The sequence below is a fragment of the Streptomyces sp. NPDC001594 genome (assembly GCF_042893675.1).
GTDB lineage: Bacteria > Actinomycetota > Actinomycetes > Streptomycetales > Streptomycetaceae > Streptomyces.
The window spans coordinates 377,540-400,908 of sequence record NZ_JBIAVB010000004.1; the positions used below are offsets into that span (position 1 = coordinate 377,540).

The window sequence follows — 23,369 nt, forward strand, 5'->3', positions numbered from 1 at the left end:
CCCTAAATCACAGATCACACCTGAGCGGTGATACCTGTCACAGATCCCCTCACCGCGGAGCTGCGGGTTCGTGCGATCCGCCGATTCGCGGCGGCCCGTCACGGGACCGGCAGGGGGCGCTTCTCCAGGGCGGCCGCCATCACCTCCGGGAACAGGTCGGGGGTGCAGGCGAAGGCGGGGGCGCCCAGCGCGGCGAGGGCCGCGGCGTGCTCCCGGTCGTAGGCGGGGGCGCCCTCGTCGGAGAGCGCGAGCAGGGTCACGAACTCCACGCCGGCCGCCTTCATCGCGGCGACCCGCTTCAGCATCTCGTCGCGTATGCCGCCCTCGTAGAGATCACTGATCAGGACCACGACCGTGTCGGCAGGACGGGTGATCCTGGACTGGCAGTAGGCCAGGGCGCGGTTGATGTCCGTGCCGCCGCCGAGCTGGGTGCCGAAGAGGACGTCCACGGGGTCGTCGAGCTGGTCGGTCAGGTCCACCACCGCCGTGTCGAAGACGACCAGGCGGGTGGCGATCGACCGCATGGAGGCCAGGACAGCGCCGAAGACGGAGGCGTAGACGACCGAGGCCGCCATCGAGCCGGACTGGTCGACGCAGAGCACCACCTCCTTCTTCACGGCCTGCGCGGCCCGCCCGTAGCCGACGAGCCGCTCGGGCACGACGGTGCGGTGCTCGGGGAGGTAGTTCTTGAGGTTCGCGCGGACGGTGCGGTCCCAGTCGATGTCCCGGTGGCGGGGGCGGCTGGTCCGGGCCGAGCGGTCGAGGGCTCCCGAGAGGGTGGCCCGGGTCCGGGCCGCGAGGCGCCGCTCCAGCTGCTCGACCACCTTGCGGACCACCGCCCGAGCGGTCTCCTTCGCGGTGTCGGGCATCGCCTTGTTCAGCGACAGCAGGGTCCCGACCAGGTGCACGTCGGGCTCGACGGCCTCCAGCATCTCCGGCTCCAGCAGGAGGGTGGACAGGCCCAGGCGCGCGATCGCGTCCCGCTGCATGACCTGCACGACGGGGGTGGGGAAGTAGGCCCGGATGTCCCCGAGCCAGCGGGCCACCCTCGGGGCGGACCCCCCGAGCCCCGCCGACCGCTCCCCCGGTCCCTTGCCGTCCCCGCCCCCGCCGTAGAGCGCCGCCAGTGCGGCGTCCATCGCGGCGTCGCGGCCGCTGAGCGCCAGCCCGGTGCCGTCGGCTCCGCCGTCGCCGCCGAGCACCATCCGCCAGCGCCGCAGCCGCTCGCCTCCGGCGGTTCCCATGCCGCTCTCCGTCATCTGCCGATCCCCTTTCACCGGTTGCCGTGTACGGGGCCAAGCCCCTCTCGTGCGTTCTCCGGAGCTCCGCCCCGGACCCCGATACCGGATGCTCCGCGCCCGGTGCGCTCCTTCGCCGCGGGCGCGCCGCCCGGCCGGGGCAGGGGCCCGCGCCTCACAGCCCGGCCAGGGCAGGCGCCCCCAGCAGGAGCCGGGCCACCTCCGCCGCCGCCGCGGCGCGGGCCGGGTCCAGGGCGGGGGCGAAGCCCTCGGGGGCCGGGCCCGCGCCGGCGGGGGCCGCCCGCGGTCCCGGGGCGCGACGGGCCAGTTCGCCCAGGGTGCGCCGCACGCCCGGCTCGTACGCCCCGAACGTGCGCCGCAGGAGCGGCAGTACGTCGGTGAAGGCCGTCGCCGGGACCGACACCAGCCAGCCGTCGACCAGGCCCCGCAGCCGCTCGTCGTGGACCAGCAGCGTCCCGCCGCCGGAGCCGCCCGCGAACCCCTCGATCCAGCCCGCCGCGTCGGCCGGGGAGGCCGCCGGGGAGAGCGCGAGGCCCATCAGGCGGGCCGTCTCCTCGGGCGGGAGCCGCCCCTCGTCCAGCAGCAGCCGCACGGCCCGGCCGCGTATCAGCCCGGGCACGCCGTCCCGCGCGGCCAGCTTCCGCAGGACCGACGCCCAGCGGTCCCGCAGCCCGTCGTCCGCGGCGCCGGTCAGGAGGGCCACCGCCCCGTGCACCCCGTCCAGATGGCCCCGCAGCTCGGCCGCGCCGTCGGCGTCGAGCCCGGCCGCGCAGGCCGGCGGGAGTGCCACGCAGATCCGCTCGGCCAGCCCGGCCGCGACCGTGCCGAGCGCCGCCGAGTCCGTGCCCCGCACGTCCCCGTACCGCAGCGAACGGGCCAGCGCGGGCAGCGCCTTGGCGAGCCGTGCCACATCGGTGTCCAGCGCCGCCAGGTCGGCCAGGGCCCGCAGCACGGCGGGCAGGGCCTCCGCCAGCCCAGCCGCCAGGCACCGCTCGGCCAGGGCCGTGACCTCCCCGAGCTCCCCCGCGGCCGCCGCCTGCGCCACGGCCTTGGCGGTGGCCGCGCCGAGGACGGTGGTGCCCCAGATCCCGGCCTCGGCGACCCGTACCGACAGCTCGGGCTCCCAGCGCAGCCGCCAGGTCTCCCGGAAGGTGCCCGTCCCCGCCCGGGAGGCGGCGGGCACTCCCCAGTCGACCCCGAGCATCCGCAGCCGGTGCAGCAGCAGGGACCTGGCCGCGTCGGTGTCCTTGCGCAGGTCCAGCTCCAGCTCCCGCTCGCGGGCCTCCGCCTTCAGCCGCAGCGAGCGCTGCCGGCGGCTGAGGTCGCGCTGGAGCGGTACGGCGGGCGCCGCGTCCGGGACCTCGCCGAGCACGTCCCCGACGACGAGCCGGTCCCCGACCAGCGCGAGCGGGACGTCCGAGCCGTCGCACATCACCGCCCGCACCGCCTCCAGCGTCTCCCCGAGCCCCGGCACCGGGCGGCCCCGGACGGCGGCCAGGGTCTCGGCCAGCCGGACGGCCTCGATGACATGGGACGGGGAGACCTGCCGGCCCTCCTCCCGCAGCAGCCCGGCCACCTTGGTCAGCCACCGCTCGACGGGCCGGTCCCGGCAGGCGAAGAGGTGCGCGTACCAGCCGGGCGAGGTGACACCCGCGCCGTATCCGCCGGCCCGGGCGAGCCTGCGGTGGGTCCAGGGCACCCAGGTGGTCTCCACCTTGGTCCGGGGCAGCCCGGCGAGCAGGGCCCGGTCGGCCGCGACCGTCGTCCTGGCGCGCAGCGCCGGTACGTGCCAGGCACCGCACACCACGGCGTACTCCTCGCCGAACTCCCGGCGGGCGGCCCGCATCCGCTGCCGCATGTGGGCCTCGCGGACCAGGTCGCGGGGGCGGCCGCCGTCCCCGTAGGCCTCGCGCAGAGCGCCCATGGCCTCCTCCACGGCCCGGAAGGCGGCCAGCGGGTCCCGTACCGGGCCGCCGCCCCGGTGTTCGACCACGTCCTCCCACCACTGCTCCGGGTCCTCGTACCCGGCGGTCTCCGCGAGGACGGCGAGCGGGTCCACCGGCAGCGCCGCGACCCCCGCCCGCGCCTCCCCTTCCGCCTGCGCCTCCCCGTCCGCCTCTGTCTCCCCCTCCGGCGCGGCCAGCGTGTGCGCGGCGGGGAGGTCGATGAAGCGCACCGGGACGTCCCGGGCCTGGGCCCAGCGGATGGCGGCCCACTCCGGGGAGAAGCCGGCCAGCGGCCAGAACGCGGCCCGGCCCGGATCGTCCGCCGCGTGCGCGAGCAGGGCGACGGGCGGGCGCATGCCCGGCTCGGCGGCCAGGGCGAGCAGCGCGTCCCCCTCGGGCGGGCCCTCGATCAGCACGGCCCCCGGCTGCGCGTGGTCCAGCGCGGCCCGCACCGCCCGGGCGGAGCCCGGCCCGTGGTGGCGGACGCCGAGGAGCAGGGGTCCGGCGGCGCCCGGGCTCATGCCGTCACCTCCCGGCAGGCGCGGTAGAAGTCCTTCCAGCCCTCGCGCTCGCGGACGACCGCTTCCAGGTACTCCTGCCAGACGACCCGGTCGGCGGCCGGGTCGCGGACGACGGCGCCGAGGATCCCGGCGGCCACGTCGGAGGGGCGCAGGACCCCGTCCCCGAAGTGCGCCGCGAGGGCGAGCCCCCCGGTGACCACGGAGATGGCCTCGGCGGTGGAGAGGGTGCCGCTGGGCGACTTCACCTTGGTACGGCCGTCGCCGGTGATGCCGTCGCGGAGCTCGCGGAAGACGGTGACGACCCGGCGGATCTCCTCCAGCCCCTCGGGCACGGCGGGCAGGTCGAGGGCGCGGCCCATCTGGCCGACGCGGCGGGCGACGATGTCGACCTCGTCGTCGGCGGTGGCGGGCAGCGGCAGGACGACGGTGTTGAAGCGGCGGCGCAGGGCGCTGGAGAGCTCGTTGACCCCGCGGTCGCGGTCGTTGGCGGTGGCGATGAGGTTGAAGCCGCGCACGGCCTGCACCTCCTGGCCGAGCTCCGGTATCGGGAGGGTCTTCTCGGACAGGACCGTGATGAGGGTGTCCTGGACGTCGGCGGGGATGCGGGTGAGCTCCTCGACGCGGGCGGTCATGCCCTGGGCCATGGCGCGCATGACGGGGCTGGGGACGAGGGCCTCGCGGCTGGGGCCGTCGGCGAGGAGGCGGGCGTAGTTCCAGCCGTAGCGGAGGGCCTCCTCGGGGGTGCCGGCCGTGCCCTGGACCAGCAGGGTGGAGTCCCCGCTGACGGCGGCGGCCAGGTGCTCCGAGACCCAGGTCTTGGCGGTGCCGGGGACGCCCAGCAGGAGGAGGGCGCGGTCGGTGGCCAGGGTGGTGACGGCGACCTCGACGATCCGGCGCGGGCCGACGTACTTGGGCGTGATCACCGTGCCGTCCGCGAGCGTGCCGCCCTGGAGGTAGGTGGCGACGGCCCAGGGGGAGAGCTTCCAGCGGGCCGGGCGGGGCCGGTCGTCGGCGGCTTCCAGGGCTTTCAGTTCGTGCGCGAACGCGTCTTCCGCGTGCGGTCGCAGTGCCTCGGTACCGGTGTCGTTCCCGTGCGTGCTCATGGTCCCCCTCCAGTGCTCGGCAGCCGCTCCCGACTGCTGTACCCACGGTGCACCACGCCACTGACAACGCCCCTTGTTCGAGGCGTCGTTGCAGGTCAGCGCGATTGTCAGTGGGGGTCTCTACGGTGGTTTCCATGACTGAGCAGGGGGTCCGCTGGACGGCGGAACAGGTACTGGCTCTGGCTCCTGACGAGGCGTCGCGCAAGGCGGGGGGCAGGCTGGGCGCGGCGGGTCCGTGGTCCCAGACCGGAGGTTCCGCTTCCGGTGCGGTGTGGGGGTTGTGCAAGGGCAGCGGCGCCACGCCGTACCGCACGGTCGTCGACCTGGCGGGGCCCGCGTACACGTGCTCCTGCCCGAGCCGGAAGTTCCCGTGCAAGCACGCGCTGGGGCTGCTGCTGCTCTGGTCGGCGCGGGGCCTGGGCGACCCGGCCGAGGCGCCGGACTGGGCGGCGGAGTGGCTGGCGGGGCGCGCGGCGAAGGCCGCCCGCCCGGCTGCGGCCGGCCCGGTGGACGCCGGGGCGGCGCGCAAGCGGGCCGAGCGGCGCGCGGAGCGGGTCGGGGCGGGCGTCGTGGAGCTGGAGCGGCGGCTGGCGGACCTGCTGCGCGGCGGGATCGCCGGGCAGGCACAGGCGGGGTACGCGCCGTGGGAGGAGACCGCCGCCCGGATGGTCGACGCCCAGGCGCCCGGACTGGCCTCGCGGGTAAGGGAGTTGGGGACAATACCCGGTTGCGGCTCCGGCTGGCCCGCCCGGATGCTTGAGGAGTTCGCGCTGCTGCACCTGTTGGACCGGGCCTGGCTGGGGGTGTCCGGACTGCCGGAGCCGTTGGCCGCGACCGTCCGGAACCGGGTGGGACTGCCGTCCTCGGCCGAGGGGGAGCCCGTCCGGGACCGCTGGCTCGTGCTCGCCCAGTACGACTCGGTGTCCCCGGACGGCCGTCTCACCACCCGCCGTACCTGGCTGCGCGGGCTGGAGGGCGGACGGCCGGCGCTGGTGCTGGACTTCGGACCGCCCGGGCGGGCGCCGGGGCTGGCGCTGCCCGTCGGACTGGTGCTGGAGGCGGAAGTCCGCTTCCGGCCCGGGACGGCGGGGCTCCGGGCGGACCTGGGGGACCGTGCCGCGGCCGCGGTGGCGGACCGCTCCGGGGCTCCGCTCGGAGTGGACACCGGCGAGGCGCTGGAAGCCTACGGTGCCGCGCTGCGGGAGGACCCGTGGCTGGAGTCCTGGCCGGTGGTCCTCGGCCCGGTGATACCGATACCGGGCGGGGCGGACGAGGGGGCCTGGCAGCTGGCGGACGCGGAGGGGGCGTCCGCACTGCCGGTGGCCTCCGGCGGGGGCCGTCCGCGGTCCGCGCTGTGGCAGCTCGCCGCCCTCTCGGGCGGCGGCCCCGTCACGGTGTTCGGTGAGTGCGGCCACCGCGGCTTCACCCCGCTGACCGCCTGGCAGCCCGGCTCGCCCGAGCCGGTGCCGCTGGTCTGACCAGCCGAAGAAGGGCGCGAACACCAAGAAAACGCAGGGGGCCTGGGGGGATCCATGCCGTCTGACGGACCGACATGGAGGACGCGGAGGCGCGGGGGCGCCGACGCGCGGACGAGGAGCCGGGGGGCTTTCATGAACGACAACCACGCCAGCTGAACGGGTTCGTGCGGCACATCCGAGGCTCCGGTCCCGCGCAGGGGACGGGACCGGGGCCGGGGCCGACACGAGTACGAGGACGACTACGAGTACGAGGGAGGGGCCGGATGGGCAAGGCCGACGGGACGTACGCGGAAGCGGACTGGGAGGCGCTGGTCACCGCCGCGCTGCTGGGCACCGAGCGGCGGGGCGGCACACCGGAGGCGCTGCTCGACGCGGCGGCCGTGCAGACGCTGCGCCGCCGCGCCGGGCTGCGGCCCGCGGCGGCGGCCCGGCTACCGGAACCGGCGCCCCGGGATCCGCGCCCGGCGCCGCCGGAAGCCGCCCGGCGGCGGCTCGCGCAGCTGCTCGCGGGCCGTACGAGCGGCGGCGCCGGGCGGCGGGGGGCCGCCCCGGACCTGACGGAGCTGCTCCCGCAGTGGCTGGCCGCCGCCGGGCGGCACGGGTACCGGGCGCCGTCGGCGCTGGTCCCGGCGCTGCTGGACGCGGCCCGGGCCCGCACCGACCTGCGCCCGCAGGCGCTGGCCCTGGCCGGGGCGCGGGGGCTCTGGCTGGCCCGGCTGAATCCGGAATGGCGGTTCGCGCTGCGCGGCGCGGCGGGCGGCACCGGCGCACCGCCCGACCCCGCCGACGCGGAGGCGGTGACCCGGCTGTGGGAGGAGGGGCTCTTCGCGGAACGGGTCGCGCTGCTGGGCGCCGTACGGGCCCGGGACGCGGCGGCGGCGACCCGGCTGCTGGCCTCCACGTGGGCCACCGAGCGGGCCGAGGACCGGCTGATGTTCCTCGACTCGCTGCGGACGGGGCTGTCGATGGCCGACGAGCCGTTCCTGGAGGCCGCCTTGGGGGACCGCAGCCGCAACGTACGGGCGACGGCGGCGGAGCTGCTGTCGGCACTGCCGGAGTCGGCGCTCGCCGGGCGGATGGCGGAGCGGGCGCTGGCCTGCGTGGGCCCGGAGGCGGTGGTGCCGCCGGCGGAGTGCGACGCCGGGATGCTGCGCGACGGGGTGGTCGAGCGGCCGCCCGCGGGGCGCGGGGAGCGGGCGTGGTGGCTGGGGCAGGTGGTGGACGCGGCTCCGCTGTCCTGCTGGCGGGACCGGTTCGGGGGGTTGGAGCCGGCGGAGATCGTGGCACTGCCGGTGCCCGACGGCTGGGCGGAGGAGATACACGCCGCCTGGTGCCGGGCGGCGGTGCGGCAGGGGGACCCGCGGTGGTCGAAGGCCCTGCTGGGCGCGGCGTCCGCGCCGCCCGCGGCGGGACCGGGCACGGCGTCGCTCGCGGAGCGGGCCAAGCTGCTGGAGACCCTGCCGGAGGGGGAACGGGCGGAGTGGGTCGCGGAGTTCGTGCGGGCGCACGGGCTGTCGGAGGCGTTCCAGCTGCTGGGGGTCTGCCGGGTGCCGTGGGCGGGGGCGCTGGGGCGGGCGGTGGTGGACGCGCTGGACGCCGCGCGGCTGGCGGGGGGATATCCGTGGAGCTTCAGCGGGGTGATGGGGCTGGCGGAGCGCTGCCTCGATCCTGCGGAGGCGGGCCGGCTGGAGGGCCTCACGGCCGGGGTGTCGGACGTCCCGGAGGGGGGCTCCGGGGCCTCCGCGTACTGGGCCGAGGCCTTCCAGCGGCTGGTCGCGACGCTGCGGGTGCGGGCCGAAATGCTCTCGGAGCTCGCGCCGTCGTGACCCCCGCCCCTCTCCCGCACCGGGGGTCTGGGGGCGGAGCCCCCAGGGGGGCCGGGGCTTGCCCTGGGGAACGGGCGAAGGGCGGGGCGGGGACTTGGGGCTACGCGGGGCGGACGTTCGTGTTGACCCAGTTGACGATTTCCGTCGTCGTCGCGCCCGGGGTGAAGATCGCCGCCACGCCCTTCTCCTTCAGCGGAGCGATGTCGTCCTCCGGGATGATGCCCCCGCCGAAGACCTTGATGTCCTCCGCGTCCCGCTCCTTCAGCAGGTCCAGCACCCGCGCGAACAGCGTGTTGTGCGCGCCCGAGAGGATCGACAGGCCGATGGCGTCGGCGTCCTCCTGGATCGCGGTGTCGACGATCTGCTCGGGGGTCTGGTGCAGGCCCGTGTAGATGACCTCCATGCCCGCGTCCCGCAGCGCCCGCGCGATCACCTTGGCCCCGCGGTCGTGGCCGTCGAGACCCGGCTTGGCCACCACCACACGGATCGGACCGGTCACACCCATCGCACTGCCTCCCGAGTGAACGAACGTTAAGTACAGCATTGCGCACGGCACCGTTTCACGGTCAACGGGGAGGGGGAAATCACACGTGGGACGCCGTTGATTCACCTCGCCCACTCGCCCCGCCCCCGCGCCGCCAGCCGCACGGCACGGTGGCGGGGCCACGTCGGCAGCCGGCACGGCCCCCTACCCAAGAGGTCCAGGGGAGGCCGTCGATGGGGCTGACGATCGCACCGCTGCCCGTCCCGCGCTCGGGGGCCGCCCTGCGGGCCGCGGTCCTGGAGGCGCTGGTACTCGCCGGGCACATGCTCCTCTACCCGAGTGGAGTCCGGGAGGAGCGCATATCCGGCGGCGGACCGCCGCCGGGGCAACTGCCGCCCGTCCTCCTGCTGCACGGGTTCACCGACAACCGGTCGGTGTTCGTGCTGCTGCGCCGGGCCCTCGGGGCCGGCGGCCGGCGGCGCGTGGAGACGTACAACTACTCCCCCCTCACCCTCGACCTGCGCGTCACCGCCCGTCACCTCGCCCGGCGCGTCGAGGAGCTGTGCGAGCGCAGCGGCCAGGAGCGGGTGGACCTCGTGGGCCACAGCCTGGGCGGGCTGGTCGGGCGGTACTACGTCCAGCGGCTCGGCGGTGACGCCCGGGTGCGGACGCTGGTCACCCTCGGCACCCCGCACGGCGGGACCCGTGTCGCCCCCTTCATGGACGCCCACCCGCTGGTCCGCCAGATGCGCCCGGACTCCCCCGTGATGGAGGAGCTGCGCGCGCCCGCGCCCGGCTGCCGGACCCGGTGCGTGGCGTTCTGGAGCGCGTTCGACGCCCTGATGACCCCGCCCGGCGCGGCCCGGATCGAGCACCCCGACCTGGACGCGACGAACGTCGAGGTCACCGGGATCGGGCACCTCGCCCTTCCGGTGCATCCCGCCGTCGTCACCGCCGTCCGGCGGGCCCTCGACGGTCCGGTGCGTGACGCCGGGGGCGCGGGCGCCGCGGAGGGGCCCGTGCGGAAACCGCCGGCGGCCGGAACCGAAGGGGAGGGCATGGTCGTCTGAGCTGGCCTGGTGGGCGCTGACCGAGTACCTGCCCATGGACTGCCACAGCACCGGCGACCTCGCCAGGCCGGACCTGCGCAACTGCGACTTCCACACCCTCGACCACTCCGCGGCCATGCTGTTCCTGCTGGCCGTCACCGGTGTGCTGCTGGTCGGCGCGGTGTTCGTCGTCGACGCCGTCCTGCCGCCCAGGGCGCGCCGCGGGGCCTGGCTGCGGTCGGCCGTGCTGGTGCCGGTGCCGTTCGCGCTGTTGCTCGCGTTGGCCTACAACACCGGATGATCCCGAGTCGAACGAATTTCGAACTCAAGGCCAAGGGTCGGTCTTCCTGCGACCGAAAGGCGGCCGAATGCCCGGTTCCCGCGAGCTCGAAACCCGCCGAAGATTGTCGAGGCGAGTAACCGCCGGGTACAGTCACGCCACTGCTCTCCTCCGGTGAACCTTGAGTTCCCCGGCCACCCAGGCCCCCACTGCCGAGGCGAAAGAGAAGTTGGTGAACGACCGCCCGACGTCGGGCCAGTACCCCGAAACCGGGTACGACGGCCTTTCCACCACCACTTTCGCTGGTGACCAGGCATACGTTTCCTATGAAACGCAGGGTCAGGGCTATCAGTACGTCACGGACTACGCCGCGTCGGGCAGTTATGCGGGCTACGACGCCTACGGCGCGTACACCTCGTCGTCCGCCGACACCGGTGCCTACGACACCACCACGTGGACCGCGCAGCAGGACTACCTCTCCAGCGTCCCCGCCCAGACCGTCCCCGAGGACGCGACCGGCTCCTGGGACGCGAGCGCCTGGAACTCCGCGAACTCCGATACCACCGCGTACCCGTCGGCCTCGTTCGGATACGCCGACCCCGGCTCCGAGCAGACCGGGCAGTGGGACTTCTCCGGCTACGGGAACGGGAGCGGGAACGGGCAGGACACCGGCGCCTATGACGCCACCGCGTGGAACGGCGGCGGCGGCGAGCCGGTCGCCGATGTCCACGCGGAAGCCGAAGACGAGACCTCCGTATTCGAGCCGCTCGGCCCCGCCTTCCCCGCCGGGGACGACGAGCCGCAGTTCGACGACGCGACGCAGATGGCGCCCCTTGCCTCCGCCTCCGCCTCCGCCTCCGATGCCCCGGCCGCCGAGCCGCGTTCGGCGCGCCGGGCCGCCGGCCGTGGTGGCAAGGAGAAGGCGGGCAGCGCCCGGCGCCGCACGCCGGCCAAGCGTTCCGCCCTGCTGACCGTGGCCGTGCCCTCCATGTGCGTGATGGGCGTCGCGGGAGTCGCCGCCGCCTCCGTCAGCGGTCTCACCGGCGGTGACAAGCCGTCCGAGGACACCACGACGATGGCCGCCCCCGACCCGTCCTCGGTGAAGCCGGTCGCGGCGAACAACAAGCTCGACACCCAGCTGACCGCTCTGAGCGCCGACGCCGGCGACTTCGCCGACCGCGCGAGCCGCACCCAGGAGCGGATCGACCTCAAGCAGCGTCAGGAAGAAGAGAAGAAGAAGCGGGCCGAGGAGGCGGCGGCCAAGGAGGCGGCCCGCCCCAAGTTCGCCATCCCCGTCACCCAGCACGGCCTGAGCGCCATGTTCGGCCAGGCCGGCGGCATGTGGATGTCCGTGCACACCGGCATCGACTTCCCGGTCTCCTACGGCACCCCGGTCATGGCCGCCACCGACGGCACCATGCGCACCCAGTGGAACAGCGCCTACGGGAACATGGCCATCCTGACTTCCCCCGACGGCACCGAGACCTGGTACTGCCACCTCAGCAGCACCAAGATCCGGTCCGGGCAGGTCAAGGCCGGCGACGTCATCGCCTACTCGGGCAACTCCGGCAACTCCACCGGCCCGCACCTCCACTTCGAGGTACGGCCCGGTGGCGGCTCCGCCGTCGACCCCCTGGCGTGGCTGCGCAGCCACGGCCTGGACCCGACGTAGCAGCCGGACCCCGCTAGAGCTTCTGCACCGGCGCGTAGCGCAGCAGCAGGCGCTTGGGCTTGTCGTCCCCGAAGTCGATGGTGGCCTGCGCGTCCGCGCCGGCACCCCGGACCTCCATGACCGTGCCCAGCCCGAACTGGTCGTGCGTGACGCGGTCCCCGACGGCCAGCGCGATGGCCGGCTTGTCGGTGGCGCGGCGCGTCGCGAACCCGGAGGGGCCGGACGACCGGGAGCGCGAGGAGGACAGGAAGGCCTCGGGCGAGGTCCCGAACGAGGCCTTCCCCGCGCCGGACGACGAGGAGCCGTAGCCGGAGCCGCGCATCGGCCCGGCCGGCTTCTGCGCGGCGCCCGTGCGCTTCCACTGGAGGTACTCGGCCGGGATCTCCTCCAGGAACCGCGAGGGCGGGTTGTACGAGGGGGTGCCCCAGGCGCTGCGCATGCCGGAGCGGGTCAGGTACAGCCGCTCGCGGGCGCGCGTGATGCCGACGTAGGCGAGGCGGCGCTCCTCCTCCAGCTCCTTGGTCTGGCCGAGCGCCCGCATGTGCGGGAAGACCCCGTCCTCCATGCCGGTCAGGAAGACCACCGGGAACTCCAGGCCCTTGGCGGTGTGCAGGGTCATCAGCGTGATGACACCCGAGCCGTCCGGGTCCTCGTCCGGGATCTGGTCGGAGTCGGCGACGAGCGCGACCTGCTCCAGGAACTCGGCCAGGGTGCCGGGGCTCTCCTCGTCCCGCGCCTGCTCGAACTCGAGGGCGACGGCGGCGAGCTCCTGGAGGTTCTCGATCCGGGTCTCGTCCTGCGGGTCGGTCGAGGCCTGGAGCTCGGCGAGGTAGCCCGTGCGCTCCAGGACCGCCTCCAGCACCACGGCCGGGCCGGCGCCGGAGTCGACGACGGTGCGCAGCTCCTCCATCAGCGTGTTGAACCGCTTGACGGCGTTGGTGGAGCGGGCGGCCATGCCGAAGGCCTCGTCCACCCGGCGCAGGGCCTGCGGGAAGGTGATCTTCTCGCGGTGGGCGAGGGCGTCGATCATCGCCTCGGCGCGCTCGCCGATGCCGCGCTTGGGCACGTTGAGGATGCGGCGGAGCGGGACGTTGTCCTCGGGGTTGGCCAGGACGCGCAGGTAGGCCAGGACGTCCCGGACCTCCTTGCGCTCGTAGAAGCGCACGCCGCCGACGACCTTGTAGGGCAGTCCGACGCGGATGAAGATCTCTTCGAACACGCGGGACTGGGCGTTGGTCCGGTAGAAGATCGCGACGTCGCCGGCCTTGGCGTCGCCCGCGTCCGTCAGCCGGTCGATCTCGTCGGCGACGAACTGGGCCTCGTCGTGCTCGGTGTCGGCGACGTAGCCGGTGATGACGGCGCCGCTGCCGGCCTGGGTCCACAGGTTCTTGGCGCGGCGGTTCTCGTTGCGCTCGATGACGGCGTTGGCGGCGGAGAGGATCGTCTGCGTGGAGCGGTAGTTCTGCTCCAGCAGGATCGTCGTCGCGTCCTTGTAGTCCTCCTCGAACTGGAGGATGTTGCGGATGGTGGCGCCGCGGAAGGCGTAGATCGACTGGTCGGCGTCGCCCACCACGCACAGTTCGGCGGGCGGCAGGTCCGGGTAGCCGGGGCCGACCAGCTCGCGCACGAGGGTGTACTGGGCGTGGTTGGTGTCCTGGTACTCGTCGACCAGGACGTGCCGGAAGCGGCGCCGGTAGTGCTCGGCCACGTCCGGGAAGGCCTGGAGGAGGTGGACCGTGGTCATGATGATGTCGTCGAAGTCGAGGGCGTTGGCCTCGCGCAGCCGGCCCTGGTACATCGCGTAGGCCTGGGCGAGGGTCTTCTCGAAGCCGTCGGCCGCCTGCGCGGCGAAGGCGTCCTCGTCGATGAGCTCGTTCTTGAGGTTCGAGATCTTGGCGTTGAAGGACTTGGGCGGGAACTTCTTCGGGTCCAGGTCCAGGTCGCGGCAGACCAACGCCATCAGGCGCTTGGAGTCGGCGGCGTCGTAGATCGAGAACGAGGAGGTGAAGCCGAGGCGCTTGGACTCGCGGCGCAGGATGCGCACGCAGGCGCTGTGGAAGGTGGAGACCCACATGGCGTTGGCGCGCGGGCCGACCAGGTTCTCGACGCGCTCCTTCATCTCGGCCGCGGCCTTGTTGGTGAAGGTGATCGCGAGGATCTGGCCCGGGTGGACGTGGCGCGCGGACAGCAGGTGCCCGATGCGGTGCGTCAGCACGCGGGTCTTGCCGGAGCCGGCGCCGGCCACGATGAGCAGCGGGGAGCCCGCGTGCACCACGGCGGCGGCCTGCTGCTCGTTCAGCCCGTCCAGGAGGGTCGCGGGGTCGATGACCGGCCGGGGGGCGCCGTCGCGGTAGTACGCGTCCCGGTCCGCGGGCAGGTCGAAGCGGCCGCCGAACAGGTCGTCCGCGCCCTCCTCGGGGGCGTGGTGCTCCTCGGGCGGCGGGGGGACCTCGTCGGAGGGGGTGAGGTCGGCCAGGAAGCTGTCGTCAAAGAGGCTGCTCATCGCCATCCGAGTCTAGAGGCCGGGACCGACAGGCGGTCCCGCCCCGGGGAAATCCGCCGTCGGGACGGGAAGGGACACCCCGTAGTCTCGTCGCCATGACTGTCCTCACCAACGTCTTCGTCGGCCTGCACATCATCGGCATAGCCTCCCTGCTGGGCGGCTTCCTCACCCAGATGAAGGCGATGGGCGCCGGCACCGCCCGCTTCGTGCCCGCGATGCTGCACGGCGCGCTGACCATGCTCGTCACCGGCGTGCTGCTCGTCGGCTTCCACGAGATGGGCGACGGGGCACCGCTGAACAACATCAAGATCGGCGTGAAGCTGGCGGTCCTCTTCGTGATCCTGGCGCTCGTCTACGTCAAGCGCGACGAGGAGCACGTCGAGAAGGGCCTCTTCGGCGCGGTCGGCGGACTGACCGTCGCCAATATCTTTATCGCCGTCCTCTGGCACTGAGCGGTCCCGTCCGGCCATCGGCGATCAGCCGCAGCCAGTACTGATCAACTCGTCATCCGGCCGTGACCTCCAGGTTTAGCGTCCTCCCCCGAGACCTGAGACCTGCGGGACCGACGGAAGGACGTGAGGCCCCCGTGGCCAGTCATCGAAAGCCCAGGCAGCGCCCGTTCTCCGGCGGCACCGTCCGGACGGCCGCCACCCTCGCCCTCGCGGGCGCTGCCACCGCCACCGCCTTCGAAGGCACCTCGCACGCCGAGCCCCAGCAGACCCCCGCCCAGGTCAAGGCGGAGGTCGACCGGCTCTACGAGGAGGCCGAGGCGGCGACGGAGAACTACAACGGGGCGAAGGCCAGGGCCGACGAGGCCGAGCGGGCGCTGACCGGCCTGCAGGACGAGGCCGCCCGCAGGGAGGAACGGCTCGGCGCCGCCCGCAGCGCCCTCGCCACCGTCGCGGCCGGCCAGTACCGCAGCGGCGGCCTGGGCCCCGCCCTCCAGCTGGCGCTCGCCACCGACCCCCAGGACTACCTGGAGCGGTCCTCCCTGCTCACCCGGGCCGGCGACCGGACCGCCGCCGAGGTGGCCTCCGTACGCCGCGGGCTCGACGAGGTCGCCCGGCTGCGCGCGCGGGCCGACGGCAGCCTGAAGGAGGTCCGCGCCCGGCGGGACGAGCTCGCCCGGCAGAAGTCCGTCGTCGAGGACCGGCTGGCCACGGCCCAGCGGCTGCTGGCCCGGCTCGGCGCCGAGGAGCGGGCCGCGTACGAGGCGCAGCACGGCGGCGGCCCGGACCGCCCCGCCGCCCGGCCCGCGGGGACGGCGCCCGCCGGGCGGACCGGCGCCCCGGCCCCCGCCGACGGTTCGCGCGCCGCCCGCGCGGTGGCGTTCGCGTACGGGGCGATCGGCAAGCCGTACATCTGGGGCGCGACCGGCCCGGGCTCCTTCGACTGCTCGGGCCTGACCCAGGCGGCCTGGCGCGCGGCCGGGGTCTCGCTGCCCCGCACCACCTACACCCAGATCAACGCCGGCCGGCGGGTCTCCCGCGACCAGCTGGCCCCCGGCGACCTGGTCTTCTACTACTCCGGGGTCACGCACGTCGGCCTGTACGTGGGCGGCGGGCAGATCATCCACGCCCCGCGCCCCGGCTCCACGGTCCGGCTGGCACCGGTCGACTCGATGCCCTGGGCCGGCGCCTCCCGCCCGGCGTAGCCGCCCCGGCCCGTCAGGGGGCCTTGACGGTCTGGCTCAGCCAGCCGAAGGTCTGCGGCAGCTGCTTGGACCAGGACTCCAGGTTGTGGCCGCCGGTCACCTTCTCCGCGTGCACGGTGGTCGGGTTCTGGGCGAGCCCCTTGAGGTCCATGCCCGACAGGTAGCCGTCCTGCTCGGCCCCCGACATCCACAGCGCCACCGCCGGCGGCGCGGGCTGCGACCTCAGCAGCTCCTTGAGGTTGTGGGTGCGGCGCAGCTCGGGGTCCTTGGCGACCAGCGAGGTGGGCTCCTGGCCGGGGTCGTTGTACCCGGACAGCGAGACGGCGGCGCCGTAGCGGTCGGGGTGCAGGATGGCCAGCTTGGCCGCGCAGTAGGCGCCCGCGGAGTATCCGGCCACGCCCCAGGTGCGGGGCTCGTCGGAGACGCGGAAGTTGTCGGTGACCATCTTGCGGACGTCGACGCTGAACCAGCTGTCGGCGTTGACCTTGCCGGGGAGGTTGGCGCAGCCGGTGTCGGCGTTGCCCAGCAGCATGGCGCGCGGGGAGACCAGGACGAAGGGCTGGACCTTGCCCTCCTTCATCAGCGGCTCCAGCACCTCGTGCGCCTTGAGCCCCTGGAACCAGGACTTGCCGGTGCCGGGTATGCCGGGGATCAGCTCGACGACCGGGAACTTCCTGTCCTTGTAGGCCGGGTCGTCGTACTGCGGCGGCAGCCACACCATGACGTCGCCCTTGACCCCGGAGATCTTCCCGTCGAGCTCGGTCTTCTTCACGCGGCCGCCGAGCCCGTCGACGGGCTGGAAGTCCTGGCGGACCTTGGGCTCCTGCCTGACCTGCTCGGCCTTCTTGCCGCCCATGCCGTCGGCGCCGAGGTCGGGGGCGGACTGGACGTAGCTGCCGGTGCCCATCAGGTCGCCCCAGGAGGCGTAGAAGTTCATGTCCCGGTTGACCGCGACGAACACCAGGGCGACGGCGGTCACCTGTGCGAACACCACCATCAGCCCGCGGACCGCCAGGCGCGCGGCGGCGGGGCCGCGGACCTTGCTCCACACGGTCAGCGGCAGGGCGACGGCGATCAGCGTCAGGCCGATCACCGCCGCGAAGAGAGGGGTCCCCGTCAGGCTCATCACGCCACCCAAGAGGCCGCCGTGACGCCGTCCGGTTGCCCTCCCCGGCTGCGTCGTGGATCACATCCGGACCGCGCCCCGGGGCCCGGCCCCGGGGCGTCACCCCCGGTTCACGCGCAGGTCAGACGAGGCGGCGCGCGGTGGCCCAGCGGGTCAGCTCGTGCCGGTTGGAGAGCTGGAGCTTCCTCAGCACCGCCGAGACGTGCGACTCGACGGTCTTCACCGAGATGAACAGCTGCTTGGCGATCTCCTTGTACGCGTACCCGCGCGCGATCAGCCGCAGCACCTCGCGCTCGCGCTGGGTGAGCCGGTCCAGGTCCTCGTCGACCGGCGGCGCGTCCGTGGAGGCGAAGGCGTCGAGGACGAAGCCGGCCAGCCGCGGCGAGAACACCGCGTCCCCGTCCTGGACCCGGAAGACGGAGTCCACCAGGTCGGTGCCGGTGATGGTCTTGGTGACGTAGCCGCGGGCGCCGCCCCGGATGACCCCGATGACGTCCTCGGCGGCGTCCGACACCGACAGGGCCAGGAACCGCACCGGGTTCTCGGCGGCCGCCATCAGCGGGGCGCAGCGGCGCAGCACCTCGACGCCGCCGCCGCCGGGCAGGTGCACGTCGAGGAGGACCACCTCGGGGCGGGTGGCGGTGATGACGGTGACGGCCTGGTCCACGTCGGCGGCCTCACCGACCACCTCGACGCCGGTGCGGGCCGTCTCCCCGATCTCGGCCTGTACGCCGGTGCGGAACATGCGGTGGTCGTCGACGAGCACCACCCGGACCCTCCTGGCCCCGTCGTCCACCGCGCCGCCCTCGGTCATGCCCGTCACGCCCGTCATGCCGCGTTCGCCACCCTCTCCATCTCCAGTTCGACTTCCGTGCCGCCGTCGGGCGCGGACCGCAGTCGTGCGGTCCCGCCGTTGCGCTGCATCCGGCCGATGATCGATTCTCGTACGCCCATGCGGTCGCCGGGTACCGCGTCGATGTCGAAGCCCGGTCCCCGGTCCCGTACGGACACGAACACCGTGCGCCCGTCGACCTCCGCGTACACCTGGACGGGGCCGCCCTCGCCACCGTACTTGGCGGCGTTGACCATCGCCTCGCGCGCGGCCTGCATCTGCGCGGCCAGCTTCTCGTCCAGCGGGCAGTCGCCGACGACGACCACCTCGATCGGGACGCCGTGGTGGTCCTCGACCTCGGCGGCGGCCTTCTTCACGGCCTCGGCGAGGGTGGCCGGCTCCTCGGCCTCGTCCTTGCCGGTGCCCTCGGGCTTGTACAGCCAGTTGCGCAGCTCCCGCTCCTGGGCGCGGGCGAGGCGGCGGACCTCGCCGACGTCCTCGGCGTTGCGCTGGATCAGGGTGAGGGTGTGCAGCACGGAGTCGTGGACGTGGGCGGCGACCTCGGCGCGCTCCTGGGCGCGGATGCGCATCAGCCGCTCCTCGGAGAGGTCCTGGGTCATCCGGATCAGCCAGGGTCCGGCGAGCAGGGCGATGCCGACGAGGACGGCGAGGACGGCGGTCAGGAGGTTGCCGAGCTGGGCGGCGGAGCCCCGTACGACGATGAAGACGGTCAGGCCGACGCCGACGAGCACCACCCCGGCGAGCGCCCGGGCGAGCGGGAGCATCCGCGTGCTGCGGGCGCCGGCGGGGTTCCAGTGGGCGCGGCGGGCGTTGTCGGCCTGCCGCCACACGAGGACGACGCCGGCCCCGACGAGCAGGGTGGGCCAGACGTAGCGGCCGTTGGCGCCGCCGACGCGGAGCTGGGAGATGAAGATGCCCGCGCCGACGGCCAGGGCGATCAGCCCGGACACCGCCCCCTTGTCGGGCTTGCGCAGGCGCCGGCTGCCGTCGGCGAGGGTCTCGAAGAAGGAGTGGTGCCCGGTGCTGCCGCCGACGCCGAGCGGGACGAAGACCCAGAAAGCGGCGTACAGCAGCACCCCCAGCCCGTCCCCCCACATGAACATGGCGAGGAAGGCGAGCCGGATCCACAGCACGGGCAGCCCGAGGTGCCCGGCGAGGCCGCGCGCGACTCCGCCGAGCATCCGACCGTCGGCGCTGCGGTAGAGCCTGCGCTGCGGGAGGTCGTCGGGGTCGGGGGCGTGCGGGGCACGGGCGGCGGCTGCTGAGGGCATGTCACCAAGGGTCACATGCGCGGGCGGGCGGCGGCATCAGGGCATCCCCCCAGTTCCGTCGGGGGGATATCAGGGTTGCGCCAGGGTAGGGCCCGGTGCCGGGCGGCCGGACGGTCGGTCACCATGGAGCCATGACCGACGTACACGACGCCCCGCCCGGGGGTGCCTCCGGACGGAGCCCGGGGGACGATCCCGGGACACCGGCCCCCGCCGAACGGCCGCCACTGCGCCGCAGCAAGCGCGACAAGGTCCTCGCAGGCGTCTGCGGCGGCCTGGGCCGGTATTTCGACCTGGACCCGGTGGTGTTCCGGATCGTGCTCGGCGTGCTCGCCGTCACGGGCGGCGTCGGCCTGGTCTTCTACGGCTTCGCCTGGCTGCTGCTGCCCCTGGAGGGCGAGGAGGACAGCGAGGGCCGCAAGCTGCTGACCGGCCGCGTCGAAGGGACCACCCTGGCCGCGGTGTTCAGCGCCCTGGTGGGCTGCTCCCTGTTCCTGTCGATGCTCGACAACGGGGTGATGGGCGCCTTCTCCGTCCTGGTCATCCTGGCGCTCGGCGGGGCCGCGTACTGGTCCCGGCGCCACCGCCGCGCGGCCGCCGCCCCCGAGGCGGAGGCCCCCGGGACGCACCGGCCGGCGCCGCCGGAGACCCAGGCGCCACCCGCGCCGAGCACCCCGTCGTGGTGGCGCGAGCCGCTGGTCAAGGACGGCACCACGGGCCCGGTCGGCTCCTCCGGCTACCTGTGGGGCCCCGACGACGGCGCCGACGACCGCACGGGCACGCCGCCCGGTGCGGCCCCGGCGAAGCCGCGGCCCGCGCCCGCCCACGGGCAGGGGCGCGGCGGGATCGGCGGCCGGATCTTCGTGCTGGCCCTGCTGGCCGGCGGTGTCGGCACGGCCTCCGTCTGGCACGGCAGCCCGCTGGGGCACGCCCTTCAGGTCGGCCTGGCCTGCGCGCTGGCCGTGTTCGGGCTGGGCCTGGCCCTCAGCTCCCTCAAGGGCCGCACCGGCTTCGGCACGATCCTGCTGGGCCTGGTCACGGCCGTGCTGCTCGCGGCGGCCACCGCCCTGCCGCGCGAGGTGGGCACCGACTGGCACAACGTCGACTGGCGCCCGGCGGCGGTGGCCGACGTCCGGCCCCTGTACTCCTCCGGGACCGGGCTGGCCACGCTCGACCTGAGCCGCCTGGACGTGCCGAAGGGCACGACCGTGTCGGTCCGCGCCTCCATCGAGGCGGGCCGGCTGAAGGTGATCGTCCCCCGGGAGGTCACCGCGCAGGCCGACATCTCCATCGACCTGGGCGACATCCAGCTGCCCGGGGACCGCTCCGTGCGGATCAAGGACGGCGGCGAGAACCGGCGGGCGACCCTGCCCCCGGCCGCGGGCACCGAGGCCGGCGGGACGATCGAGCTGCACCTGGACGCGGGTGTGGGACAGGTGGAGGTGGCCCGTGCGGCGTCATGAGTTCCAGCCCGGAAGGCTGCTGGCCGGCCTGGTGCTGACCGCGGCGGGCGTGCTGTACCTGCTCGACGCGGCCGGCGAGACCGACCTGCCGTGGTTCCTGGTCGTGCCGATGGCCTTCGGCGGACTGGCCCTGGCCGCCCTGGTGGGGCTGGTGACCTACGCGGTGCGGCGGGACCGGCGCGACCGGATCAGGGAGCCCAGGGACCAGTAGGGCGCCCCGGCCAGCACCAGCGGGAGCCAGGCCATCAGGTACACCAGGTCGTTGCCGTAGTAGTACGGGGTCACGGCCCAGGACACCGTCAGCCACAGGCTCAGCGAGATCAGCGCACCGCCCGCGGCCGCGATCCGGGTCAGCAGCCCGGCGAGCACGCCCAGGCCGACGAGGAGCTCCCCGACGGCGATGGCGTAGCCGAAGGCGGCGGGGGCCTTCAGCGTGAGGTCCACCAGCGCCGGGATCGCGGCGGTGTCGCGCACGCCGTGCATCTGCTCGCCGATCGAGCCGGAGCCGGAGGCGGCGAAGAAGCCCGCGGTGGTCAGCTTGTCGAGGCCCGCGTAGACGAAGGTCACGCCGAGGAAGATCCGCAGCGGGAGGAGGGAGTATCGGGAGGCGCGTTCTCCCCACGGTGTGGACCGCACACCGGAAGGGACGTCAGTTCGGTTCACGCAGCCATGTCTACCCGCTTCATTCGGCCACGTCGATGACGCAGCGGTTGGATTCCACCCCTGCGGCGGTCACCACCTGCACGTCGACCCGGCCCGGCTCTACCTCCGCGGGCACCGGCACCGTGAGCACCGTGTCCGAGGGGTTCACGAACCCGCCCGCCACCGGCACCAGCGGAACGTGCACGTGGACCGCGCCGACCCGCACCACCAGCCGGGCCAGCATCTCCGGCGTGTGCGCCCCCGGCGGCACGAATCCGACGCCCCGGATCTCGATGTCGTCGCCGGGCCGCACCGCCGCGTCGATGTCCCCCGGCTCGCGCCTGCGGACCACCGACAGCACCAGCGGACGGCTCCCCTCGGCGTACTTCGCCGCCAGGTACACCGCCGCCGACAGCGCCACCAGCAGGGCCAGCGCCCACGGCAGCTGCGGCAGCCGCTCGGGGAAGCGGGCCAGCGACACGGCCGCGTAGGCCAGCACCACCGTGGAGACGAGGACGTACTGCGCGTCGGGGAGGCTGCCGCGGCCGTCGTCGTCCGTCAGCAGGTCCGCTCCGCGCGGCCGGTCCGCCGGCAGCTTCTGCAGCCGCTGCCCCACGATCCGTACGGAGACCACCCGGCGCACCAGCACCGCCACCCCCGACGTCAGCGCGACCACCGCCAGCAGCGGCAGCGCCCGCCCCAGCGCGAACCCCTGGTACAGGGCGTCGCGCTCCGGCCCGGGCGAGGAGGCGGCCAGCCGCAGCGCGGGCAGCAGCGCCGCGAACGCGGTCAGCACCACCCAGGCGCCCGGCACCGCCTTCGAGGTGGACAGCCGGTTGTCCTCGCCGACCAACGGGGCCAGCAGCCCGCCCCGCAGCGACTGCGCGCGGGCGGCGACGGTCAGCAGCCCGGCCAGCACCAGCGCGGCCAGCAGCCCGGCCGTCCGGGCGGTGGACCAGCCGGTGCCGAGCGCGGTGCCGACCTGGACCAGCAGCAGCACCCCGGCGGCGATCCACAGGGCGAGGACGGCCCGCCGGGAGAACAGGTACAGCCAGGAGTTCCCGGCCTCCCTCCCCCGTTCGGCGACCGTGCGGGCGGACAGGGCCAGCTCGTCGGAGACCCACTGGCGGGAGGCGCCGAGGGAGTGGGCCACGGCGGGGGGCACCCCCTGCCCGGCGGCGAACTCGTCGCGCTTCTCCAGGAACGCCGCGACCGCGCGCCGGTGCCCCTCCCGCGCGCAGTCGTCGCAGGCGCAGACGGCGGTATGGGTACCCCGGGACATCTCTTGGACAGCCACGTGCGTGCCGCCTCTCTGAACTACGGTGCAATGCCAGCGAATTGTGCACCACTGGGGCAGTGCTCCGGATTGCGCACGATGTCAGAGCAGGTGATTAACCGTTCATGATGTTGACGCCACCGGTCCGGCGCCGTCCGCGACCGTCTGCCACAGCGGCTGGTAGCTCGCCCAGGCGGCCAGGTCGCCGCCGAACCGCTCCCGCGTGGCGACCGCGCCGTGGTGGTCTATGAGCACGGGCTTGCCCGCGGCCCGCGCGATCAGCTGCACCTGCGCCGCCCGCTCCGCCGCGACGAACCACCACACGGCGGCGTCCACCGACCCGCCGACCGTCAGCAGCCCCCGGTTGCGCAGGATCAGCGCCTTGTACGGGCCCAGCGCCCGCGCGACCCGCGCCGGATCCTCGGCGCCCAGGTACTCGTCGAGGAGCGCGTGGTCCTCGTAGAAGGCGCAGGCCTCCTGGCTGACGGGGGCCAGCAGTTCACCCAGGCAGGCCAGCGCCCTGCCGTACGGGCCCTGGGTGCGGACCACGGCGACCGCCTCCGGCCGCGCCCGGTGCACGGCCGCGTGCACGGCGAAGGCCAGCTGGTTCACCCGCCGCCCGCCCCGCACCACCCGCCCGTCCCCGTCGACCAGCAGCAGGTCCTCGGGGCCGAGCCCGGCGAAGGCCCGGCCGAACGGGTTGACCCAGTAGCAGTCCCCGAACTCCGGGTCCCGGGCGCTGACGTGCCCCGCGACCCCGTCCTCGTACCCCAGCCGCCCCAGCAGCCGCAGCGCCCCCGCGAGCCGCTCCTTGCGGTGCGCGCGCTCCTCGGCGGGGTCGTCGTGCACCGGCGGCATCTCGAACGCCAGCCGCTCCACCGGCACGGGCACGGGCTGCTCCGGCATGGCTGTCCCCTCCTCCTGGTCGCGGCGGCAAGGTACCCGCCGGGCCCGCAACTGGCCAGA

Annotated in this window: 20 protein-coding genes; 9 read left to right on the forward strand and 11 right to left on the reverse strand. The window is 74.5% G+C overall.

The features are described 5' to 3' along the window. Positions 1-98: 98 nt before the first annotated feature. The 3 genes from ACFY0O_RS10710 to ACFY0O_RS10720 form a co-directional block, all read right to left on the reverse strand. Positions 99-1,244, reverse strand: coding sequence for a VWA domain-containing protein (locus tag ACFY0O_RS10710; protein WP_388945346.1), 1,146 nt, complete (start codon positions 1,242-1,244; stop codon positions 99-101). A 169-nt stretch (positions 1,245-1,413) separates the two neighbouring features. Continuing rightward, positions 1,414-3,726 (reverse strand): DUF5682 family protein, encoded by a 2,313-nt coding sequence (locus ACFY0O_RS10715; protein WP_388945349.1) that lies wholly within the window; start codon positions 3,724-3,726, stop codon positions 1,414-1,416. Further along, on the reverse strand, positions 3,723-4,829 hold the full coding sequence (locus ACFY0O_RS10720; RefSeq protein ID WP_388945351.1) for an AAA family ATPase: 1,107 nt from the start codon (positions 4,827-4,829) through the stop codon (positions 3,723-3,725). The genes ACFY0O_RS10715 and ACFY0O_RS10720 overlap by 4 nt, the downstream gene beginning before the upstream one ends. A 134-nt stretch (positions 4,830-4,963) precedes the next feature. On the opposite strand from ACFY0O_RS10720, the gene ACFY0O_RS10725 reads away from it, so the two are divergent. Both ACFY0O_RS10725 and ACFY0O_RS10730 read left to right on the forward strand, forming a co-directional pair. Continuing rightward, on the forward strand, positions 4,964-6,307 hold the full coding sequence (locus ACFY0O_RS10725) for an SWIM zinc finger family protein (protein WP_388945354.1): 1,344 nt from the start codon (positions 4,964-4,966) through the stop codon (positions 6,305-6,307). 263 nt (positions 6,308-6,570) lie between these two features. Then, complete coding sequence (locus tag ACFY0O_RS10730; RefSeq protein ID WP_388945356.1) at positions 6,571-8,133, forward strand: DUF5691 domain-containing protein; 1,563 nt, start codon at positions 6,571-6,573, stop codon at positions 8,131-8,133. Between the two features lie 100 nt (positions 8,134-8,233). Here ACFY0O_RS10730 and ACFY0O_RS10735 read toward each other — a convergent pair whose 3' ends face one another. Next, a complete protein-coding gene (locus ACFY0O_RS10735; RefSeq protein WP_388945358.1) occupies positions 8,234-8,638 on the reverse strand; it encodes a cobalamin B12-binding domain-containing protein in 405 nt (134 codons plus the stop codon). Between the two features lie 212 nt (positions 8,639-8,850). Between ACFY0O_RS10735 and ACFY0O_RS10740 the strand changes: the two genes are divergently transcribed. From ACFY0O_RS10740 to ACFY0O_RS10750, 3 genes are all read left to right on the forward strand, one after another. Then, a complete protein-coding gene (locus tag ACFY0O_RS10740; protein ID WP_388945360.1) occupies positions 8,851-9,687 on the forward strand; it encodes an esterase/lipase family protein in 837 nt (278 codons plus the stop codon). A gap of 34 nt (positions 9,688-9,721) precedes the next feature. Further along, entirely contained in the window at positions 9,722-9,967 is a 246-nt protein-coding gene (locus ACFY0O_RS10745; protein WP_388945363.1) for a hypothetical protein, read from the forward strand. A 211-nt stretch (positions 9,968-10,178) separates the two neighbouring features. Then, complete coding sequence (locus ACFY0O_RS10750; RefSeq protein WP_388945366.1) at positions 10,179-11,618, forward strand: M23 family metallopeptidase; 1,440 nt, start codon at positions 10,179-10,181, stop codon at positions 11,616-11,618. A 13-nt stretch (positions 11,619-11,631) separates the two neighbouring features. Here ACFY0O_RS10750 and pcrA read toward each other — a convergent pair whose 3' ends face one another. Then, positions 11,632-14,121 carry a DNA helicase PcrA gene (gene pcrA, locus ACFY0O_RS10755; protein WP_388945369.1) on the reverse strand — a complete coding sequence of 830 codons (2,490 nt, stop codon included), beginning with the start codon at positions 14,119-14,121 and terminating at the stop codon, positions 11,632-11,634. 95 nt (positions 14,122-14,216) lie between these two features. On the opposite strand from pcrA, the gene ACFY0O_RS10760 reads away from it, so the two are divergent. Continuing rightward, on the forward strand, positions 14,217-14,573 hold the full coding sequence (locus tag ACFY0O_RS10760; RefSeq protein WP_388945372.1) for a hypothetical protein: 357 nt from the start codon (positions 14,217-14,219) through the stop codon (positions 14,571-14,573). Positions 14,574-14,707: 134 nt separating this feature from the next. Beyond that, entirely contained in the window at positions 14,708-15,775 is a 1,068-nt protein-coding gene (locus tag ACFY0O_RS10765) for an NlpC/P60 family protein (protein ID WP_388945373.1), read from the forward strand. 13 nt (positions 15,776-15,788) lie between these two features. Here the strand turns inward: ACFY0O_RS10765 and ACFY0O_RS10770 are convergent, their stop codons facing one another. The 3 genes from ACFY0O_RS10770 to ACFY0O_RS10780 form a co-directional block, all read right to left on the reverse strand. Continuing rightward, a complete protein-coding gene (locus ACFY0O_RS10770) occupies positions 15,789-16,901 on the reverse strand; it encodes an alpha/beta hydrolase (protein WP_388945376.1) in 1,113 nt (370 codons plus the stop codon). Positions 16,902-17,022: 121 nt separating this feature from the next. Then, entirely contained in the window at positions 17,023-17,715 is a 693-nt protein-coding gene (locus ACFY0O_RS10775; RefSeq protein WP_358893613.1) for a response regulator transcription factor, read from the reverse strand. 14 nt (positions 17,716-17,729) lie between these two features. Further along, positions 17,730-19,025, reverse strand: a complete 1,296-nt coding sequence (locus ACFY0O_RS10780) for a PspC domain-containing protein (RefSeq protein WP_388945377.1) — start codon at positions 19,023-19,025, stop codon at positions 17,730-17,732. Between the two features lie 131 nt (positions 19,026-19,156). Here ACFY0O_RS10780 and ACFY0O_RS10785 point away from each other — a divergent pair, with 131 nt between their 5' ends. Together ACFY0O_RS10785 and ACFY0O_RS10790 are read left to right on the forward strand one after the other, a co-directional pair. After that, on the forward strand, positions 19,157-20,485 hold the full coding sequence (locus tag ACFY0O_RS10785) for a PspC domain-containing protein (protein ID WP_388945380.1): 1,329 nt from the start codon (positions 19,157-19,159) through the stop codon (positions 20,483-20,485). Further along, positions 20,472-20,696, forward strand: a complete 225-nt coding sequence (locus ACFY0O_RS10790) for a hypothetical protein (protein ID WP_388945383.1) — start codon at positions 20,472-20,474, stop codon at positions 20,694-20,696. Before ACFY0O_RS10785 ends, ACFY0O_RS10790 begins: the two co-directional genes overlap by 14 nt. On the opposite strand, the gene ACFY0O_RS10795 is transcribed toward ACFY0O_RS10790, so the two are convergent. From ACFY0O_RS10795 to ACFY0O_RS10805, 3 genes are all read right to left on the reverse strand, one after another. Beyond that, a complete protein-coding gene (locus tag ACFY0O_RS10795; protein ID WP_388945386.1) occupies positions 20,642-21,148 on the reverse strand; it encodes a DoxX family protein in 507 nt (168 codons plus the stop codon). The two genes, ACFY0O_RS10790 and ACFY0O_RS10795, sit on opposite strands and share 55 nt — an antisense overlap. A gap of 19 nt (positions 21,149-21,167) precedes the next feature. Further along, positions 21,168-22,409: a hypothetical protein gene (locus ACFY0O_RS10800; protein ID WP_388945621.1), complete on the reverse strand. Its 1,242-nt coding sequence runs from the start codon at positions 22,407-22,409 to the stop codon at positions 21,168-21,170. 117 nt (positions 22,410-22,526) lie between these two features. After that, on the reverse strand, positions 22,527-23,360 hold the full coding sequence (locus tag ACFY0O_RS10805; RefSeq protein ID WP_388945389.1) for a class II aldolase/adducin family protein: 834 nt from the start codon (positions 23,358-23,360) through the stop codon (positions 22,527-22,529). Positions 23,361-23,369 lie beyond the last annotated feature (9 nt).

Coding starts and splice junctions, on each gene's coding strand:
- ACFY0O_RS10710 (WP_388945346.1), bottom strand. CDS start 1,244: ATGGGAACCGCCGGAGGCGAGCGGCTGCGGCGCTGGCGGATGGTGCTC.
- ACFY0O_RS10715 (WP_388945349.1), bottom strand. CDS start 3,726: ATGAGCCCGGGCGCCGCCGGACCCCTGCTCCTCGGCGTCCGCCACCAC.
- ACFY0O_RS10720 (WP_388945351.1), bottom strand. CDS start 4,829: ATGAGCACGCACGGGAACGACACCGGTACCGAGGCACTGCGACCGCAC.
- ACFY0O_RS10725 (WP_388945354.1), top strand. CDS start 4,964: ATGACTGAGCAGGGGGTCCGCTGGACGGCGGAACAGGTACTGGCTCTG.
- ACFY0O_RS10730 (WP_388945356.1), top strand. CDS start 6,571: ATGGGCAAGGCCGACGGGACGTACGCGGAAGCGGACTGGGAGGCGCTG.
- ACFY0O_RS10735 (WP_388945358.1), bottom strand. CDS start 8,638: ATGGGTGTGACCGGTCCGATCCGTGTGGTGGTGGCCAAGCCGGGTCTC.
- ACFY0O_RS10740 (WP_388945360.1), top strand. CDS start 8,851: ATGGGGCTGACGATCGCACCGCTGCCCGTCCCGCGCTCGGGGGCCGCC.
- ACFY0O_RS10745 (WP_388945363.1), top strand. CDS start 9,722: ATGGACTGCCACAGCACCGGCGACCTCGCCAGGCCGGACCTGCGCAAC.
- pcrA (WP_388945369.1), bottom strand. CDS start 14,121: ATGAGCAGCCTCTTTGACGACAGCTTCCTGGCCGACCTCACCCCCTCC.
- ACFY0O_RS10760 (WP_388945372.1), top strand. CDS start 14,217: ATGACTGTCCTCACCAACGTCTTCGTCGGCCTGCACATCATCGGCATA.
- ACFY0O_RS10770 (WP_388945376.1), bottom strand. CDS start 16,901: ATGAGCCTGACGGGGACCCCTCTCTTCGCGGCGGTGATCGGCCTGACG.
- ACFY0O_RS10775 (WP_358893613.1), bottom strand. CDS start 17,715: ATGACCGAGGGCGGCGCGGTGGACGACGGGGCCAGGAGGGTCCGGGTG.
- ACFY0O_RS10780 (WP_388945377.1), bottom strand. CDS start 19,025: ATGCCCTCAGCAGCCGCCGCCCGTGCCCCGCACGCCCCCGACCCCGAC.
- ACFY0O_RS10785 (WP_388945380.1), top strand. CDS start 19,157: ATGACCGACGTACACGACGCCCCGCCCGGGGGTGCCTCCGGACGGAGC.
- ACFY0O_RS10800 (WP_388945621.1), bottom strand. CDS start 22,409: ATGTCCCGGGGTACCCATACCGCCGTCTGCGCCTGCGACGACTGCGCG.